The organism is Burkholderia cepacia, assembly GCF_001039005.1.
In the GTDB taxonomy this organism is placed as follows: domain Bacteria; phylum Pseudomonadota; class Gammaproteobacteria; order Burkholderiales; family Burkholderiaceae; genus Burkholderia; species Burkholderia theae.
The window spans coordinates 23,290-40,398 of sequence record NZ_LDWR01000079.1; the positions used below are offsets into that span (position 1 = coordinate 23,290).

The following is a 17,109-nucleotide window of genomic DNA, read 5'->3' on the forward strand; positions in this document are numbered from 1 at the left end:
CCGCGAACGCGCATCGCACCGCCCGCCAAGAGCATGGCACGCGCCTTGCTGCTTACATAACTTATACACGCCGCACGCAAAACAGCGCGGTGCTACGATGAACCGCGCGTGCGCCCGGCTGCGTGCGCACCGATAAAATTACGTTTTCCTGAACGTTTGCCTTCATGAAACTGACTCCCCGAGAAAAGGACAAGCTGCTGATCTTCACGGCGGCGCTGCTGGCCGAACGCCGTCGCGCGCGTGGCCTGAAGCTCAACTATCCGGAGGCGGTCGCCTTCATCACCGCCGCGCTGATGGAAGCCGCGCGCGACGGCAAGACCGTCGCCGAGGTGATGCACTACGGCACGACGCTGCTCACGCGCGACGACGTGATGGACGGCGTGCCGGAGATGATTCCCGACATCCAGGTCGAGGCGACCTTCCCCGACGGCACGAAGCTCGTGACCGTCCATCATCCGATTCCGTGAGGCAACGCATGATCCCCGGCGAAATCCTCACCGACGACGGCGACCACGAACTGAACGTGGGCCGCGAAACGCTGACGCTCGTCGTCGCGAACACCGGCGACCGCCCGGTGCAGGTCGGCTCGCACTATCACTTCTTCGAAGTCAACGACGCACTGTCGTTCGACCGCGCGGCCGCACGCGGCTTCCGGCTCAACATCGCGGCCGGCACGGCCGTGCGCTTCGAGCCAGGCCAGACGCGCACCGTCGAACTGGTCGCACTCGCGGGCGATCGCGCCGTCTACGGTTTTCAGGGCAAGGTGATGGGGCCGCTCTGAGCGAAGCCTCACGTCCGTCTCTTCAGGAACAGCACGACATGACACTACGCTTGAGCCGCCGCGCGTACGCGGAAATGTTCGGGCCGACGACGGGCGACCGCGTCCGGCTCGCCGATACCGAACTGCTGATCGAGATCGAACGCGACTTCACGACCTACGGCGAGGAAGTGAAATTCGGCGGCGGGAAAGTGATCCGCGACGGCATGGGCCAGTCGCAGCGCGTGGCCGCCGACGTGCCCGACACGATCATCACGAACGCGGTGATCCTCGATCACTGGGGCATCGTGAAGGCCGACATCGCGATCAAGCACGGCCGCATCGCCGCGATCGGCAAGGCCGGCAACCCGGACATCCAGCCGGGCGTGACGATCGCGATCGGCGCCGCGACGGAAGTGATCGCCGGCGAAGGACTGATCGTGACGGCTGGCGGCATCGACACGCACATCCACTTCATCAGCCCGCAGCAGATCGACGAGGCGCTCGCGTCCGGCGTCACGACGATGCTCGGCGGCGGCACGGGGCCGGCCACCGGCACCAACGCGACGACCTGCACGCCGGGGCCGTGGCACATGGAGCGAATGCTGCAGGCCGCCGACGGCTGGCCGATCAACCTCGGCTTCCTCGGCAAGGGCAATGCAAGCCTGCCGCAACCGCTCGTCGAGCAGATCGCGGCCGGCGCGATCGGGCTGAAGCTGCACGAGGACTGGGGCACGACGCCCGCCGCGATCGACAACTGCCTGTCGGTTGCCGACGACACCGACACGCAGGTCGCGATCCACACCGACACGCTGAACGAAGGCGGCTTCGTCGAATCGACGGTCGCCGCGTTCAAGGGCCGCACGATCCACACGTACCACACCGAAGGCGCGGGTGGCGGCCACGCGCCCGACATCCTGAAGGTGTGCGGCGAGGCGAACGTGCTGCCGTCGTCGACCAACCCGACGCGCCCGTACACGATCAACACGCTCGACGAGCATCTCGACATGCTGATGGTGTGCCATCACCTCGATCCGTCGATCGCCGAGGATCTCGCGTTCGCCGAATCGCGGATCCGCCGCGAGACGATCGCGGCCGAGGACATCCTGCACGATCTCGGCGCGCTGTCGATGCTGTCGTCCGATTCGCAGGCGATGGGCCGCGTCGGCGAGGTGATCATCCGCACCTGGCAGACCGCACACAAGATGAAGGTGCAGCGCGGCGCGCTGCCCGAGGACGGCGCGCGCAACGACAACTTCCGCGCGAAGCGCTACGTCGCGAAGTACACGATCAACCCGGCGCTCACGCACGGCATTGCGCACGAAGTCGGCTCGATCGAGCCCGGCAAGTGGGCCGACCTCGTGCTGTGGGAGCCCGCGTTCTTCGGGATCAAGCCGTCGATGATCCTGAAGGGCGGGATGATCGCGGTCGCGCAGATGGGCGACCCGAACGCGTCGATCCCGACGCCGCAGCCCGTCCACTACCGCGAGATGTTCGCGACGCGCGGCGGTGCGCTCGCGCGCACGTCGCTGACCTTCGTGTCTCAAATGGCGGCCGACGCGGGCATCGCGGAACGCTACGGCCTCGCGAAGCAGATCGTGCCCGTACGCAACTGCCGCAACGTGACGAAGGCCGACATGATCCACAACGCGTGGCGCCCGTCGATCAGCGTCGACCCCGAAACCTACGACGTGATCGCCGACGGCCAGTTGCTCACCTGCGAACCGGCGACGGTGCTGCCGATGGCGCAGCGCTACTTCCTGTTCTGATTTCCGGTTTTCGCTCCATGCGCACCCTCGACAAACGCATTGCCCCGAACGTGAAACTCGCCGCGTCGCTCGTTGCGCGCGCACCGACGCTCACGCTCGCGTATGACGCCCGCTGCAAGAGCCGCCTCGCGGCGACGCTCGACACCGGCGAGGACGTCGCGGTCCTGCTGCCGCGCGGCACCGTGCTGCGCGACGGCGACGTGCTCGTCGCCGACGACGGCGCGCTCGTGCGCGTCGCCGCCGCGCCCGAAGCCGTGCTGCTCGTGCGCGCGGCCGATCCGCTCACGCTGATGCGCGCTGCGTACCACCTCGGCAACCGTCACACGCCGGTCGAGATCGGCGACGGCTACCTGAAGCTCGAAGCCGATCCCGTGCTCGCGGACATGCTGCGCCGCCTCGGCACGCAGGTCGAAACAGCAAACGCGCCGTTCCAGCCGGAAGCCGGCGCCTACGGCGGCGGCCACAAGCACGGGCACGACGCGACGTTCGCCGAGGATTACGCACTCGCGCAGCAGGTGTTCGGCGAACACCACGGGCACGATCACGATCACGATCACGATCACGATCACGATCACGATCATCAACATGGTCCCGGATACGCGCACGGCCATGGCCATGACCACCACTGAACTCGTCGCGCTGCTGCACCTCGCGTCGCCGGCGCTGCCGATCGGCGCGTACAGCTATTCGCAGGGCTTCGAAGCCGCGCTCGACGCGAACCTGATCCGCGACGCCGATTCCGCGCGCGACTGGATCGCGAGCGGCCTGACCGACGTGCTCGCGCACGGCGAGCTGCCGTTTCTCGCACACCAGCTCGCGCGCTGGCACGCGCACGATGCGCCGGCGCTCGCCGCCGAGAACGCGTGGTATGTCGCCAGCCGCGAATCGGCGGAACTGCGCCGTGAGACCGAACAGATGGGCTGGTCGCTCGCGCAACTCTGCGCATCGCTCGAATGGGGCGATGCCGCGCGCCGTGCGACGCTCGCGTCGCTGTCGCCGGTCGCGCTGCCGACCGCGTTCGCGTACGCGGCCGCCGCGCACGACGCCAGCGCCGACGCGACACTCGCCGCGTATGCATTCGGCTGGGTCGAGAACCAGACGTCGGCCGCGCTGAAGGCCGTGCCGCTCGGCCAGCTCGCCGGGCAGCGCATCATCGTCGCACTGCGCGGCGCGATCGATGCGGCCGTGCGCCGTGCGCTCGCGACGCCGCCCGATGCCATCAACACGTTCGCGCCGCAGCTCGGCATCCTGTCCGCGCGGCACGAAACCCAGTACTCGCGGTTGTTCCGCTCCTGAATACGACGCTACTCGCCATGAACGCTCCTGCTTCCTCCTCCGCCCGCCGCACGAAGAAACTGCCGCCGCTGCGCGTCGGCATCGGCGGCCCCGTCGGCTCCGGCAAGACCACGCTGCTCGAAATGCTGTGCAAGGCGATGCGCGACAAGTACGACCTCGTCGCGATCACGAACGACATCTATACGAAGGAAGACCAGCGGCTGCTGACGGTTGCGGGCGCGCTGCCCGAGGAGCGCATCATGGGCGTCGAGACGGGCGGCTGCCCGCACACGGCGATCCGCGAGGATGCGTCGATCAACCTCGAGGCCGTCGACCGGATGCTGTCGCGCTTTCCCGATGCCGACATCGTGTTCATCGAATCGGGCGGCGACAATCTCGCGGCAACCTTCAGCCCCGAGCTGTCGGACCTGACGATCTACGTGATCGACGTCGCGGGCGGCGAGAAGATTCCGCGCAAGGGCGGCCCCGGCATCACGAAGTCCGACCTGCTCGTGATCAACAAGACCGATCTCGCGCCGCTGGTCGGCGCGAACCTCGACGTGATGGCGTCCGACACGAAGAAGATGCGCGGCGAGCGGCCTTATGTGATGACGAACCTGAAGGCGCTCGACGGCGTCGCCGACGTGATCGCGTTCATCGAGAAGAAGGGGTTGCTGACGGTCTGAGCGTGAACGGCGCGGCGGCACACGAAGCCGCCACGCCTGCCCGCGCGGCATGGCGCCGCATGCCGTCTTATTTGTCGGACGTGTCCTGCCCGTCCTGCATCGCGCGCTCGCCGCGTTCGGCGGGCGGCAGCAGTGCCGCGAGCACGTCGACCGTGCGCGCGGTCGCGCCGCGGTGACGCGACGCGAACGCCGCCCCGGCCGCGCCCATCGCGATGCGCCGCGCCTTGTCGGCGAACAGCGCGTCGAGCACGTGCGCGAGATCGAGCGGATCCTCGACCTGCAGTGCCGCACCGGCCGCGACCGCATCGGCGGTCGCCTGCGTGAAGTTGAACACGTGCGGCCCCATCAGCACCGGCACACCGACCGCGCATGCTTCGATCAGGTTCTGGCCGCCGAGCGGCAGCAGGCTGCCGCCGATGAACGCGATATCGGCGGCCGCGTAATACGCGCCGAGCTCACCCATCGAATCGCCGAGCAGCACCGTCACGTCCTCCGGCAGCGCTTCGGCGGCCGGGTGGCCGGCCGCGAGCGCGGCCGTGTCGGCCGCCCACGTGGAGCGTCGCATGCACTTGAGCCCGCTGCGCTCGACCAGCGCCTCGACCTCCGCGAAACGCTGCGGATGACGCGGCACCAGCACCAGCAGCGCGCCGGGCGTGCGCATCGCCGCGAACGCCTGCAGCACCAGCGCCTCCTCGTTCTCGCGCGTGCTGGCGGCGACCCACACGGGCCGCGCGCCGATCGCATCGCGCCACGCATGGCCGCGCGCCGCCAGCTCCTGCGGCGTCGTCATGTCGAACTTCAGGTTGCCGAGCACGGTCACGTTGCGCGCGCCGAGCGACGTCAGCCGCTCCGCATCGGCCGGGCTCTGCGCGAGCACGCGCGAGAAGCCGCCGAATACGTCGCGCGTCGCCGTGCCGAACTTCGCCGCGCGCCGGAACGAACGCGCGGACATCCGCGCATTGGTCAGCACGAGCGGCACGTCCGCGCGGCGGCACTCGTCGATCAGCGTCGGCCACACCTCGGTTTCCATCACGAGGCCGAGTGTCGGCCGCCATGCGTGCAGGAAACGCCGCACCGCGCCGGGCATGTCGTACGGCAGGTAGCAGCGCAACACGCGATCGCCGAAGATCTGTACGCCGGTCGCACGGCCGCTCGGCGTCATGTGCGTGAGCAGGATGCGCGCATCGGGGCGCGCGTGCATCAGCGCATCGATCAACGGCTGCGCGGCGCGCGTCTCGCCGACCGATACCGCATGCACCCAGATCAGCGGCGCGCGGTCGTCGCGCGAGCGGCCGGCCACGTGACCGAAGCGTTCGCCGATGTGCTCGCGGTAGCCGCGCTCCTTGCGCGAACGCACGTAAAGCCGGATGACCGCGACAGGCGCGACGAGCCACCACAGTGCGCGATAGATCGCCCTCAGCATGCGGCAGCCTCCGGATTGAATCGAAGCAGGTGTGCGCTCAAACCAGCGCCCTGCCCTGCAGGCGCTCGAGAATGCCGAGCGGCGCGCATTCGCGGCGGACCATCGCATCGACCGGCAGGAAGAACGTCTGCTCGAGCATGAACTGGCCGGACATCACAGCGTGCGAAGTCTGGTCCGAGAAACATATCCACACGCAACCCGGCGGAAACGGCATCGTCTGCTGCGGGCTCGTTTTCTGGTAGTCGAGATCGGCCTTCATGCTGTCGTGCAGGTTCAGCATCAGGTGGTCGTACGTGCTGCGCGGCGACTTCGTCACGTGCAGCAGGTTCAGCAGCCACGCGGCGCCCGGCAACTGCGGCCGGATGTGCGGCAGGAAACGCTTCGCGACGTCCTCGAACGGCTCGCCGACGCGCCACACGCGCGGCACGCCGGCCGGGTTCACGTTCGTGAACACGCGCAGGATGCGCTCGCCGTAATTCGGCCGCGACGGAAACGCGTCGACGTGCAGCCGGCTGTCGTCCTTGCGCCACGACGTCTGGCGCGTCTCGACCTGCATCAGCCGCAGGCTCGTCGGCGCGACGCGCAGCTTGCCGCGGTATTCGGGAAACAGGCCGTCGACGAGCGTGCCGGCCTGCTGCTGGAAGCGCGCGACGAGCGCGCGCACGGCCGACTGCGTGACGCTGTCGCCGAGCACGCCGGCGAGCGCGCCGCCGTTCGGCGCGAGGCTGATGTTCTTGCGTTTCGGATCGGCGAGCGCCGGATCGAGCAGCGCTTCCTCGCCGCCTTCGATCGCGAAGCGCAGGTGCGGGAAATACAGCACCTTGCCTGCCTCGACCGCGGCCAGCAACTGCTCGCGCGGCGCCGACAGGTTGTGTCCGCTCCAGTCGGCGGACGGGACTTCGATGATCTGGGATTCGCTCATGTTCGGTTCGCGTGTGTGGCAGGCATGGCAAGCATGGCGGGCATTACAGGAGACCGAAGCCCGCGAGCGCCGACTTCACCTGCGCGATCGACGGGGGCTGCCCCGCCGTGCCGAGATTGACGACGTTCGGCGACCAATAGCCGCCGGTCCGCCAGGCCGTCGCGAAATTGTACAGTTCGACCGTCGGACGCTTCAGCGCGGCCGCGATGTGAACCAGACCTGTATCAACCCCGACCGTCGCGGCCGCGCCGTCGATCAGCCCGACCACGGCCGGCAGCGACAGCTTCGGCGGCACGATCGCCGCCGCGCCGAACTCCTTCGCGAGCCGCTCGCTGGTCGCGCGCTCCGCGTCGTTGCCCCACGGCAGCACCAGCGACGCACCGCGTCGCACGAGCGCCTGGCCGAGCTCGATCCAGGCGGCGTCCGGCCACTGCTTGTCGGCGCGCGACGTCGCATGGACGAACACCACGTACGGCACCGGCAGGTTCAGGCCGAGCGCGGCCACCGCAAGCGCCGCCGCGCGCGTGTCGAGGCCGAAATCGACAGGATCGGCCGGCGTCGGCGCCGGGTCGCCCAGCGCGGCCGCGACGAGTTGCCGCGAGCGCTCGACGACGTGCGTGCGCGGCGCGATCGGCACGCGCTTGCGATAGAAGAAGCGCACGGGCCATTCGTAGCCGGCGCCGTCGGTGCGGTTGCCGAGCCCGACGAGCGGGCCGCGCGCCCAGCTCGCGACCCAGGCCGTCTTGATGAGACCCTGGCAGTCGATCACGAGGTCGTACTGCTCGGCCGCGAGACGCTTGCGGAATGCGCGAATCTCGCGCCACGTGGCCCCCGCGAACGGCTTCTTGCGCCAGCGGCGCAGCGAGAACGGCAGCACGTCGTGCACGCCGTCGACGAGCCGCACGAGGTCGACGAAGCTTTCCTCGACGAGCCAGTCGATCTGCGCATCGGGATGGCGGCGCCGGATATCGGCGATCACCGGCATGTTGTGCACGACGTCGCCCAGCGACGACACGCGCACGATCAGGATCTTTTGCACGCTGAAAAAACGCCGGCTGGCAGCCGGCGACAGACATAAAGGAGCGATTTTATCGCGCTCGGGGGTCCAGACAGGCAAAAAGCGGCGCACGCCTGTGGCGTGCGCCGCTTTTTGGAGATGGTGCGACCGCTGAATCAGCTGTCGCACCGCCAGCGGCCCGCAGGCCGCCAACACTCAGAACGGCAGCTTGACGTCCGGCTTCGCGGCCGTCAGCACGCGGCGGAAGTCTTCCTGGATGCGCTTGAGCCCTTCCTGCGTCTCGGATTCGAAACGCATCACGACGACCGGCGTCGTGTTCGACGAACGCGCGAGGCCGAAGCCGTCCGGGTACTCGACACGCAGGCCGTCGATCGTCACGACTTCCTCGGCGCCGTCGAACTTCGCCTCTTTCTGCAGCTTGTCGATCAGGCGGAAGTTCTCGCCCTCGTCGAGCCAGAGCTGCAGCTCGGGCGTGCTCATCGCGTCCGGCAGCCCGTTCAACAGCGCGCTCGGGTCGGCCGTCTTCGTCAGGATCTCGAGCAGACGCGCGCCCGTGTAAAGGCCATCGTCGAAGCCGTACCAGCGATCCTTGAAGAACACGTGGCCGCTCATTTCACCGGCGAGCGGCGCACCCGTCTCGCGCAGCTTCGCCTTCACGAGCGAGTGGCCCGTCTTCCACATCAGCGGCTCGCCGCCCTTCGACTTCACCCACTGCGCGAGGTTGCGCGTGCACTTCACGTCGTAGATGATCTGCGCGCCCGGGTTGCGCGACAGCACTTCTTCCGCGAACAGCATCAGCTGGCGGTCCGGATAGATGATCTGGCCGTCCTTCGTGACGACGCCGAGGCGGTCGCCGTCGCCGTCGAACGCGAAGCCGAGCTCGGCATCGGTGTCCTTCAGCGCCTGGATCACGTCCTGCAGGTTTTCCGGGTGCGCGGGATCGGGGTGGTGGTTCGGGAACGTGCCGTCGATGTCGGTGAAGCGCTCGACGAGTTCGCAGCCGAGCGCCTTGAACAGGCGCGTCGCGAGCGGGCCCGCGACGCCGTTGCCGGCGTCGACGACGAGCTTCAGCGGGCGGGCGAGCTTCACGTCGCCGACGATGCGCGCGATGTACTGATCGGCCACGTCGACCTGCTCATAAGTGCCGCTGCCCGTTTCGAAGCGTTCGTCGACGATACGGCGGTACAGCGCCTGGATCTGCTCGCCGTAGATCGCGGCGCCGCGCAGCACCATCTTGAAGCCGTTGTAGTCGGGCGGGTTGTGGCTGCCCGTGACGACGATGCACGAATCGACGCGGCGCTCGCCGCCCTTCAGCGCGAGCGGCACGCTCGCCGCGAAATAACCGACCGGCGTGGGCACCATGCCGACATCGACGACGTCGACGCCCGCCGCACGCAGGCCGTCGGCGAGTGCGCCGACGAGGTCCGGCCCGGACAGGCGGCCGTCGCGCGCGACGACGACCGCGTCGCCGCCCTGCGCACGCACTTCGCTGCCGAATGCCCGGCCGATCCCGCGCGCCGTATCGACGTCGAGTGTCTTGCCGACCACGCCACGAATGTCATATGCCTTGAAGATGGATTGGGAGATCATCGATTCTCTTCTCTCTCAGTTGCGTGCATGGAAAATTGTCTGGCGTGCCTGACCGCGTCTCGCCGGTGCCGCGCATGATACATGCCGGTCCCGGCACGACACGGAGCGGAACGGCTGGAGCGACCCCGATCCCACTTATAATCGCGGGTTTTGATGACGCGCATGTCGCCCATTTTAATGCCTAGCCGTCCCGCCGCCGCCAACCCGCAGCCTCCGCGCGCCCTGCCGGCCGCCCTGTGCGTGCCCGGTCGCTCCGCATGCTGAAGCGCTTCGGCAACCCGGATGTCGCGAAGGCCGTCGCGAACCTCGTCTGGCTGGGGCTCGAACGGCTCACGCAGATCGGCGTCGCGATCGCGATCAGCGGTCTTCTGGCCCGTTATTTCGGGCCGGATGTGTTCGGCAAATGGCAGTATGCGAATACGCTTCTCCTGGTACTGGCGCCGCTCACCTGGGTGTGCGGCGCGGAAATCCTCGTCCCGACCATCGTCCAGCGCCCGCCCGCCCAGCTCGGCGCGGTGCTCGGCAGCGCGTTCGCGCTGCGCATCGCCGTTTCGGTCGCCGCGCTCGCCGCGACCTGGATCGCGATCGCCGCGGGCGCCTTCGATCCGCTGGTCGGCGCGATGCTCGCGGGCCTGGCGGTCACGATGGTGTTCCGCGAGCCGTTCGTCGGCGTGATCAACGCGTGGCTGCAGAGCATGACCTACAGCAAGCCGCAGCTCGTCACCAGCATGGTCACCGCGCTGGCGAAGGCGCTGCTCGTCTGGCTGCTGGTCCGCGCGGCCGCCGGCCCCGCGCGCTTCGCGTGGCTGTGGGCGCTCGAAGCCGCGGCAATCGGCTTCGCGCTGCTGCTGTACTACCGGCATCGTAACGGCGGCGCGTTCGGCTGGACGTTCGACAAACCGCTGTTCAGGCACTTTGCGACGGCCGGCACCGTGTTCTGGCTCGGCCTCATCTGCATGTACCTGTTCCTGAAGCTCGACCGCCTGATGCTCGAGCGCCATGTGTCGTTCGCCGATCTCGGCCGCTATTCGGCCGCGCAGCAGCTCAACGAGAACTGGATCATGCTCGCGCTGATGCTCGCGCAGACGATCGCGCCCGCATTCGTCTACCGCGTGCAGGACGTCGCGCGGCTGCGCCGCAACATCGTCCGGCTGATCGCGATGACGGCCTGCCTGATGACGGCCGGCGCGCTCGTGCTCGACGCGGCCGCCCCGCTGATCGTCGGCAAGGTGTTCGGCCGCGGCTACGAAGCCTCGGTCGACATCTTCCGCTGGGCCGTCTGGCTGTCCGTGCCGGCCGGCATCGAGGCGATAGGCAATCTTATCGTTCTCAAATATCAAGCAAAATTCGTGTTGCTGTCGAAATGGCTGCTCGCGCTCGCGATCGCCGCGCTCGTCAACCTGTTCGCGATCCAGCGGCTCGGCCTGTACGGCGCGCTCGTCGGGCTGGCGGCCGGCTACCTGGCCGCCGCCGCCGTCAATTTTTATTACATCCGTTTCAAGCTGCGACCATGACGTCCCCTGATTGCCCGCCCCCGCTCGACGACGTGGCCGTGCTGATGCCGGCCTACAACGGGCACGACGACGTCGTTCGGACCCTCGTGTCGTTTCGCGAGGACGCGCCCGTGCAGGTGCTGATCGTCGACGACGGCAGCACGCCGCCGATCGTCGCGCCCGACCTGCCCGGCCTCGCGATCGAGGTGCTGCGCATGCCGGAGAACGTCGGCATCGAGCGCGCGCTCGCGGCCGGCATCGACGCGCTCGCGGCACGCGGCTTCCGTTTTGCGGCCCGCATCGACGCCGGCGATCTCGCCGCGCCGCAGCGCCTCGCGAAGGAGCGCGCGTATCTCGGCGCCCACCCGCGCGTGGCCTGCGTCGGCATGTGGACGCAGGTCGTGTCGCGCGCCGGCGAGCCGCGCTTCATGCTGACACCGCCCGCCGATCCGCGCACGCTGCGCCGCACGCGCTTCCTGCGTTCGCCGCTCGTGCATCCGTCGGTCATGCTGCGCATCGACGCCGTGCGCGAAGTCGGCAACTATCGTGCGAAATACCGCGCGGCCGAGGATCTCGATCTTTTTTTGCGGTTAATGCAACGCTACGATTGCGCGAACCTGCCCGAACTCGGCCTGTATTACGAGCTTAACGAGGGCGGGATCAGTGCGACCAAGCGCCGGCGCCAGCTGGTGTCGACGCTCACGCTGCTGCTGAGCCACTTCAACGCGCTGAACCCGTACGACTGGGCCGGTCTCGCCAAGAACCTGCTGCATTTCGTGACGCCGTACCGCACGCTGCAGCGGATCAAGCAGACGCTGTTCGCCGCGCGGCCGTCCGCCTGACGACCATTCGGCACATCCGGCATTTTCGACGCTTTATTTTTCAATTTTTTCATGTCCGCCACCTCCCCGCTGCGCATCGCGCTCGTCTGCAACACGGCCTGGGCGATCTACACGTATCGCCAGGGGCTGATCCGTGCGCTCGTCGCGCGCGGCGCTGAGGTCATCGTGATCGCGCCGCACGACCGCACGGTGCCGCTGCTCGAGCAGATGGGCTGCCGCTACGTGGCGCTCGCGGTCGCCTCGAAAGGCACAAGCCCGCGCGAGGATCTCGGCACGCTCGTCGCACTGGTGCGTCACTATCGCGCGCTGAAGCCCGGTCTCGTGTTCCATTACACGATCAAGCCGAACATCTACGGCTCGGTCGCCGCGTGGCTCGCGCGCGTGCCGTCGATCGCTGTGACGACGGGGCTCGGTTACGTATTCATCCAGAAAAGCCGCGCGGCAAGCGTCGCGAAGCGCCTGTACCGGTTCGCGTTCCGCTTCCCGCGTGAAGTCTGGTTCCTGAACCGCGACGATCTCGCGACCTTCACCGACGAGCAGTTGCTCGCGCATCCCGACCGCGCACGGCTGCTGCACGGCGAAGGCGTCGATCTCGAACAGTTCGCGCCCGTGCCGCTGCCCGCCGGCGACGCGCCCGTCTTCATCCTGATCGGCCGGCTGCTGTGGGACAAAGGTGTGCGCGAATACGTGGAGGCCGCGCGCATCGTGCGTGCCCGCGTCCCGAACGCGCGCTTCCAGCTGCTCGGGCCGCTCGGCGTCGACAATCCGAGCGCGATCGGCCGCGCGGATGTCGACGCGTGGGTCGGCGAAGGCATCGTCGAATATCTCGGTGAGGCGCACGACGTGCGCCCGCATATCGCGGCGGCCGACTGCGTCGTGCTGCCGTCGTACCGCGAAGGCGTGCCGCGCACGCTGATGGAAGCATCGGCGATGGGCCGCCCGATCGTCGCGACCGACGTGCCGGGCTGCCGCGACGTCGTCGCCGACGGCGAAACGGGCCTCCTGTGCCGCGTGCGCGACAGCGCGAGCCTCGCGGAGCAACTGCTTCGCATGATCGAACTCGGAACGGCCGGACGCGACGCGATGGGCGCACGCGGCCGGCAGAAGGTCACGGCGGAATTCGACGAGCAGCAGGTCGTCGAACGCTACCGGCGTACCATCCATTCGTTAACCGGTATCACCCTCTGAAGGAGCGCATCAGCAATGACCGCTAAAGGCACCATCCTCGTCACCGGCGGAGCGGGCTATATCGGCTCGCATACGGCCGTCGAGCTGCTCGGCAACGGCTACGACGTCGTGATCGTCGACAACCTCGTCAACAGCAAGTCCGAGTCCGTGCGGCGCATCACGCAGATCACGGGCAAGACGCCCGCGTTCCACCAGGTCGACGTGTGCGACGAGGCCGCGCTCGCGAAGGTGTTCGACGCGCACCCGATCACCGGCACGATCCATTTCGCGGCGCTCAAGGCCGTCGGCGAATCGGTCGCGAAGCCGCTCGAGTACTACCAGAACAACATCGGCGGCCTGCTCGCCGTGCTCAAGGTCATGCGCGAGCGCAAAGTCAGGCAGTTCGTGTTCAGCTCGTCCGCGACCGTGTACGGCGTGCCCGAGCGCTCGCCGATCGACGAATCGTTCCCGCTGTCCGCGACGAACCCGTACGGCCAGTCGAAGCTGATCGCCGAGCAGATCCTGCGCGATCTCGAGGTATCCGACCCGTCGTGGCGGATCGCGACGCTGCGCTACTTCAACCCGGTCGGCGCGCATGCGAGCGGGCTGATCGGCGAGGATCCGGCCGGCATCCCGAACAACCTGATGCCGTATGTTGCGCAGGTCGCGGTCGGCAAGCTGGAAAAGCTGCGCGTGTTCGGCTCCGACTATCCGACGCCGGACGGCACGGGCGTGCGCGACTACATCCACGTCGTCGATCTCGCGAAGGGGCACATCGCCGCGCTCGACGCGCTGGCGAAGCGCGACGCGAGCTTCATCGTGAACCTCGGCACCGGGCAAGGCTACAGCGTGCTGGAAGTCGTGCGCGCGTTCGAGAAGGCGTCGGGTCGCCCGGTGCCGTACGAGCTCGTCGCGCGCCGCCCGGGCGATATCGCCGAGTGCTACGCGAACCCGCAGGCCGCGGCCGACATCATCGGCTGGCGCGCGACGCTCGGTATTGAAGAAATGTGTGCCGACCACTGGCGATGGCAGCAGGGGAACCCGCGCGGTTTTGTATAATCCGCTGTCCATTTTTCGAGCGATCCCATGCTCAGCTTCGCGTCCGGCTTCATCGTCTCCCTGCTCGTCACGCTGTTCATCGTGCGCTACGCGCACCTTCACGAGAAATTCTCGATCGACAGCGACCTGGCCGGCGTGCAGAAATTCCACGTGCGGCCCGTGCCGCGGGTCGGGGGCATCGGGATCCTCGCGGGGGTCGTCATTGCCGCGCTGATCCTGTCGCGGCGCTATCCGACGATCGCCGGCAGCATTCTGGGCATTGCCGCGTGCGGGCTGCCGGCGTTCCTGTCCGGCCTCGTCGAGGACCTGACCAAGCGCGTGTCGCCGCGCGCGCGGCTGCTCTGCACGATGGGCGCGGCCGCGCTCGCGTTCTGGCTGATGGATATCTCCGTCACACGCATCAGCGTGCCGCCGCTCGATTTCCTGCTGCACTACGTGGCCATTTCGGCGTTCGTCACCGTGCTCGCGGTCGCGGCGCTCGCGAATGCGATCAACATCATCGACGGCTTCAACGGGCTCGCGTCGATGGTCAGCTTCATGATGTTCGCGTCGCTCGCGTACGTCGCGTTCCAGGTCCGCGACCCGGTCGTCATGTCCGCGTCGATCATCATGATGGGCGCCGTGCTCGGCTTCTTCCTGTGGAATTTCCCGGCAGGACTGATCTTTCTCGGCGACGGCGGCGCGTATTTCATCGGTTTCATGCTCGCGGAACTCGCGATCATGCTCGTGATGCGCAATCGCGAGGTATCCGCGTGGTACCCGGTGCTGCTGTTCATGTACCCGATCTTCGAGACCTGCTTCTCGATCTACCGGAAGAAATTCATCCGCGGGATGTCGCCCGGCATCCCGGACGGCGTGCACCTGCACATGCTCGTGTACAAGCGGCTGATGCGCTGGGCCGTCGGCACGAAGCACGCGCACGACCTGACGCGCCGCAATTCGCTGACGTCGCCGTACCTGTGGCTGCTGTGCCTCGTCGCGGTGATCCCCGCGACGCTGTTCTGGCGGCACACGGTGCACCTGTTCGTGTTCGTCGTGCTGTTCGCGCTGACCTATGTGTGGCTGTATATCAGCATCGTGCGGTTCAGGGCGCCGAGGTGGATGGTGGTGAGGAAGGAGCGGCGCAGCCACTGAGCCGTTCACGGCCCGGTATGAAAAAAGCGCCCCTCGGGGCGCTTTTCTTTTGGGCGGCTCGGCCGCCGTGCAGCGGCCGCAGGGCCGTCAGCGATTCGACGCGACCCGCACGCTCTTCAGCGCCGGAACCGCGGCCGTCTGATACTCCGGCACCCAGCGCCGCAAGTCGCGGCGCACTTCGTCGTCGGGCAGCACGCGATGCTGCATCAGCCACGGCAGCAACTCGTCGAGGAAATTGTCCGGCACTTCCCGTGCGCGCGCGATCCGCAGCTTCGGGTGCGGCGTGCGCGTCGTCGCCTCGTCGTCCGCCAGCAGCTCCTCGTAGAGCTTCTCGCCCGGCCGCAGCCCGGTGAACTCGATGCGGATCTGGCCTTCCGAGAAGCCGTACAGGCGGATCAGGTCGCACGCGAGATCGACGATCTTCACCGGTTCGCCCATGTCGAGAATGAAGATCTCGCCGCCATGCCCCATGCTCGACGCCTGCAGCACGAGCTGCGACGCTTCCGGGATCGTCATGAAGAAACGCGTGATCTCCGGGTGCGTGACCGTCACCGGGCCGCCCTTCGCGATCTGCTGCTGGAACTTCGGGATCACGCTGCCTGCACTGCCGAGCACATTGCCGAAGCGCACGGTCTCGAACTGCGTGCGCCCGCTCGTCTGCTGCAACGCCTGACAGGCCATTTCGGCGAGGCGCTTGCTCGCGCCCATCACGTTGGTTGGATTGACGGCCTTGTCGGTCGAGATCAGTACGAAGTGACGCACGTCGTGGCGGATCGCCGCGCGGGCCACGCGATACGTGCCGAGGACGTTGTTGCGCAGCGCCTGCCATGCGTTGTGCTCCTCCATCAACGGCACGTGCTTGTAGGCGGCCGCATGGAACACGATGTGCGGCGCATGGCGCGACATCACCTGATCGAGCAGCAGCGAATCCTTCGCGTCGCCGATGATCGGCAGGACCGGCAAGTCGGGGAAGCGCTCGCGCAGTTCCTCGGTCAGCTGGTACATCGCGTATTCGGACAGGTCGAACGCGACGAGCTGCGCCGGCTCGAAGCGCAGGATCTGCCGGCACAGCTCGGAGCCGATCGAGCCGCCCGCCCCCGTCACCATCACGACGCGGCCGCGCAGCAGCGCCTCGACGTGCGGCGTGTCGATCGTCACGGCGTCGCGGCCCAGCAGATCCTCGAGATCGATGTTCCGCACCTGCGACAGGAAGCCCTGCCCCGGCATCAGCGCGGTCAGCGAAGGCAGCACCATCGCCTTTATGCCGGCCCGCACGCACAATGTCGCGACGCGACGCTGGGTCTCGACCGACGCCGACGGAATCGCGATGATCGCGTATTCGACCTTCATCGCGTCGGTCCAGTGCTTCAGATCGTTGAACGAGCCCAGCACCTTGTAGCCGTAGACCTCGCGGCCCGTCTTGGTGACGTCGTCATCGAGCAGGCCGACGAGGCGCCATTCGCCGGAGCGCGACAGTTCGCGCGCGAGACTCGCGCCGGCCGTGCCCGCGCCGAGCACCAGCACCGGCTTGCCCTTCCCGACCAGCCCGCCGTACAGGTAATACTCCTTCGTCGCGCGATACAGCGCGCGTGCGCCGCCCATCGCCAGGAACAGCATCAACGGCGACACGAGCAGCACCGAGCGCGGAATGATCGGCACCGGCTGGAACATCACCGCGCCGATCATCACGATCACGCCGCCGCCGCCAACCGCCTTCGCGATGCGCATCAGATCGGGCAGGCTCGCGAACACCCACAGCCCGCGATACAGGCCGAATACGTGGAACATCAGCGCGTACACGGGAAGGACCCAGACGAGCGCTTTCAGCGCTCCACCCATGAAATCGGACGGTACGCTACCGTTGAAACGAATGAGATAAGCGAACAACCATGCGGCGGAAACCGCCGTCAGGTCAAACAGGAAAGCGCTCAGCGAAAGCCATGATGCTTTGGATCGCAACATCGGTGGCAGACC

16 protein-coding genes are annotated in these 17,109 nt (G+C 67.7%); 11 read left to right on the top strand and 5 right to left on the bottom strand.

Annotated features, from left to right (window positions below; translation table 11 throughout):
- The first annotated feature begins 164 nt into the window (after positions 1–164).
- From ureA to ureG, 6 genes are read left to right on the top strand one after another with little or no spacing between them, the layout of a single operon-like run.
- On the top strand, positions 165–467 hold the full coding sequence (gene ureA / locus VL15_RS35735) for an urease subunit gamma (RefSeq protein WP_006406310.1): 303 nt from the start codon (positions 165–167) through the stop codon (positions 465–467).
- A gap of 8 nt (positions 468–475) precedes the next feature.
- A complete protein-coding gene (locus VL15_RS35740; protein ID WP_048251499.1) occupies positions 476–781 on the top strand; it encodes an urease subunit beta in 306 nt (101 codons plus the stop codon).
- Positions 782–819: 38 nt separating this feature from the next.
- Positions 820–2,526, top strand: coding sequence for an urease subunit alpha (ureC, locus tag VL15_RS35745; RefSeq protein ID WP_048251500.1), 1,707 nt, complete (start codon positions 820–822; stop codon positions 2,524–2,526).
- 17 nt (positions 2,527–2,543) lie between these two features.
- Positions 2,544–3,155 (top strand): urease accessory protein UreE, encoded by a 612-nt coding sequence (gene ureE, locus VL15_RS35750; RefSeq protein WP_048251501.1) that lies wholly within the window; start codon positions 2,544–2,546, stop codon positions 3,153–3,155.
- Positions 3,142–3,822 (top strand): urease accessory protein UreF, encoded by a 681-nt coding sequence (locus tag VL15_RS35755; RefSeq protein ID WP_048251541.1) that lies wholly within the window; start codon positions 3,142–3,144, stop codon positions 3,820–3,822. Before ureE ends, VL15_RS35755 begins: the two co-directional genes overlap by 14 nt.
- Positions 3,823–3,839: 17 nt before the next feature.
- On the top strand, positions 3,840–4,487 hold the full coding sequence (ureG, locus tag VL15_RS35760) for an urease accessory protein UreG (protein WP_048251502.1): 648 nt from the start codon (positions 3,840–3,842) through the stop codon (positions 4,485–4,487).
- A gap of 67 nt (positions 4,488–4,554) precedes the next feature.
- Here the strand turns inward: ureG and waaA are convergent, their stop codons facing one another.
- The 4 genes from waaA to VL15_RS35780 all read right to left on the bottom strand — a co-directional run bounded on the left by waaA (position 4,555) and on the right by VL15_RS35780 (position 9,440).
- On the bottom strand, positions 4,555–5,910 hold the full coding sequence (waaA, locus tag VL15_RS35765; protein WP_048251503.1) for a lipid IV(A) 3-deoxy-D-manno-octulosonic acid transferase: 1,356 nt from the start codon (positions 5,908–5,910) through the stop codon (positions 4,555–4,557).
- 37 nt (positions 5,911–5,947) lie between these two features.
- Complete coding sequence (locus VL15_RS35770) at positions 5,948–6,832, bottom strand: Kdo hydroxylase family protein (RefSeq protein WP_048251504.1); 885 nt, start codon at positions 6,830–6,832, stop codon at positions 5,948–5,950.
- A gap of 43 nt (positions 6,833–6,875) precedes the next feature.
- Positions 6,876–7,871, bottom strand: a complete 996-nt coding sequence (waaC, locus tag VL15_RS35775) for a lipopolysaccharide heptosyltransferase I (protein WP_048251505.1) — start codon at positions 7,869–7,871, stop codon at positions 6,876–6,878.
- Between the two features lie 174 nt (positions 7,872–8,045).
- Positions 8,046–9,440: a phosphomannomutase/phosphoglucomutase gene (locus VL15_RS35780; protein ID WP_048251506.1), complete on the bottom strand. Its 1,395-nt coding sequence runs from the start codon at positions 9,438–9,440 to the stop codon at positions 8,046–8,048.
- Positions 9,441–9,697: 257 nt separating this feature from the next.
- On the opposite strand from VL15_RS35780, the gene VL15_RS35785 reads away from it, so the two are divergent.
- The 5 genes from VL15_RS35785 to VL15_RS35805 are packed head-to-tail and all read left to right on the top strand — an operon-like array spanning position 9,698 to position 15,135.
- Positions 9,698–10,954 (top strand): lipopolysaccharide biosynthesis protein, encoded by a 1,257-nt coding sequence (locus VL15_RS35785; protein ID WP_048251507.1) that lies wholly within the window; start codon positions 9,698–9,700, stop codon positions 10,952–10,954.
- Positions 10,951–11,775, top strand: coding sequence for a glycosyltransferase (locus tag VL15_RS35790; RefSeq protein WP_048251508.1), 825 nt, complete (start codon positions 10,951–10,953; stop codon positions 11,773–11,775). The genes VL15_RS35785 and VL15_RS35790 overlap by 4 nt, the downstream gene beginning before the upstream one ends.
- Before the next feature lie 51 nt (positions 11,776–11,826).
- Positions 11,827–12,963: a glycosyltransferase family 4 protein gene (locus VL15_RS35795; protein ID WP_048251509.1), complete on the top strand. Its 1,137-nt coding sequence runs from the start codon at positions 11,827–11,829 to the stop codon at positions 12,961–12,963.
- A 15-nt stretch (positions 12,964–12,978) separates the two neighbouring features.
- Positions 12,979–14,001 carry a UDP-glucose 4-epimerase GalE gene (gene galE, locus VL15_RS35800; protein ID WP_048251510.1) on the top strand — a complete coding sequence of 341 codons (1,023 nt, stop codon included), beginning with the start codon at positions 12,979–12,981 and terminating at the stop codon, positions 13,999–14,001.
- Between the two features lie 27 nt (positions 14,002–14,028).
- On the top strand, positions 14,029–15,135 hold the full coding sequence (locus VL15_RS35805) for an MraY family glycosyltransferase (protein WP_048251511.1): 1,107 nt from the start codon (positions 14,029–14,031) through the stop codon (positions 15,133–15,135).
- Between the two features lie 87 nt (positions 15,136–15,222).
- Here the strand turns inward: VL15_RS35805 and VL15_RS35810 are convergent, their stop codons facing one another.
- On the bottom strand, positions 15,223–17,097 hold the full coding sequence (locus VL15_RS35810; protein ID WP_048251512.1) for a polysaccharide biosynthesis protein: 1,875 nt from the start codon (positions 17,095–17,097) through the stop codon (positions 15,223–15,225).
- Positions 17,098–17,109 lie beyond the last annotated feature (12 nt).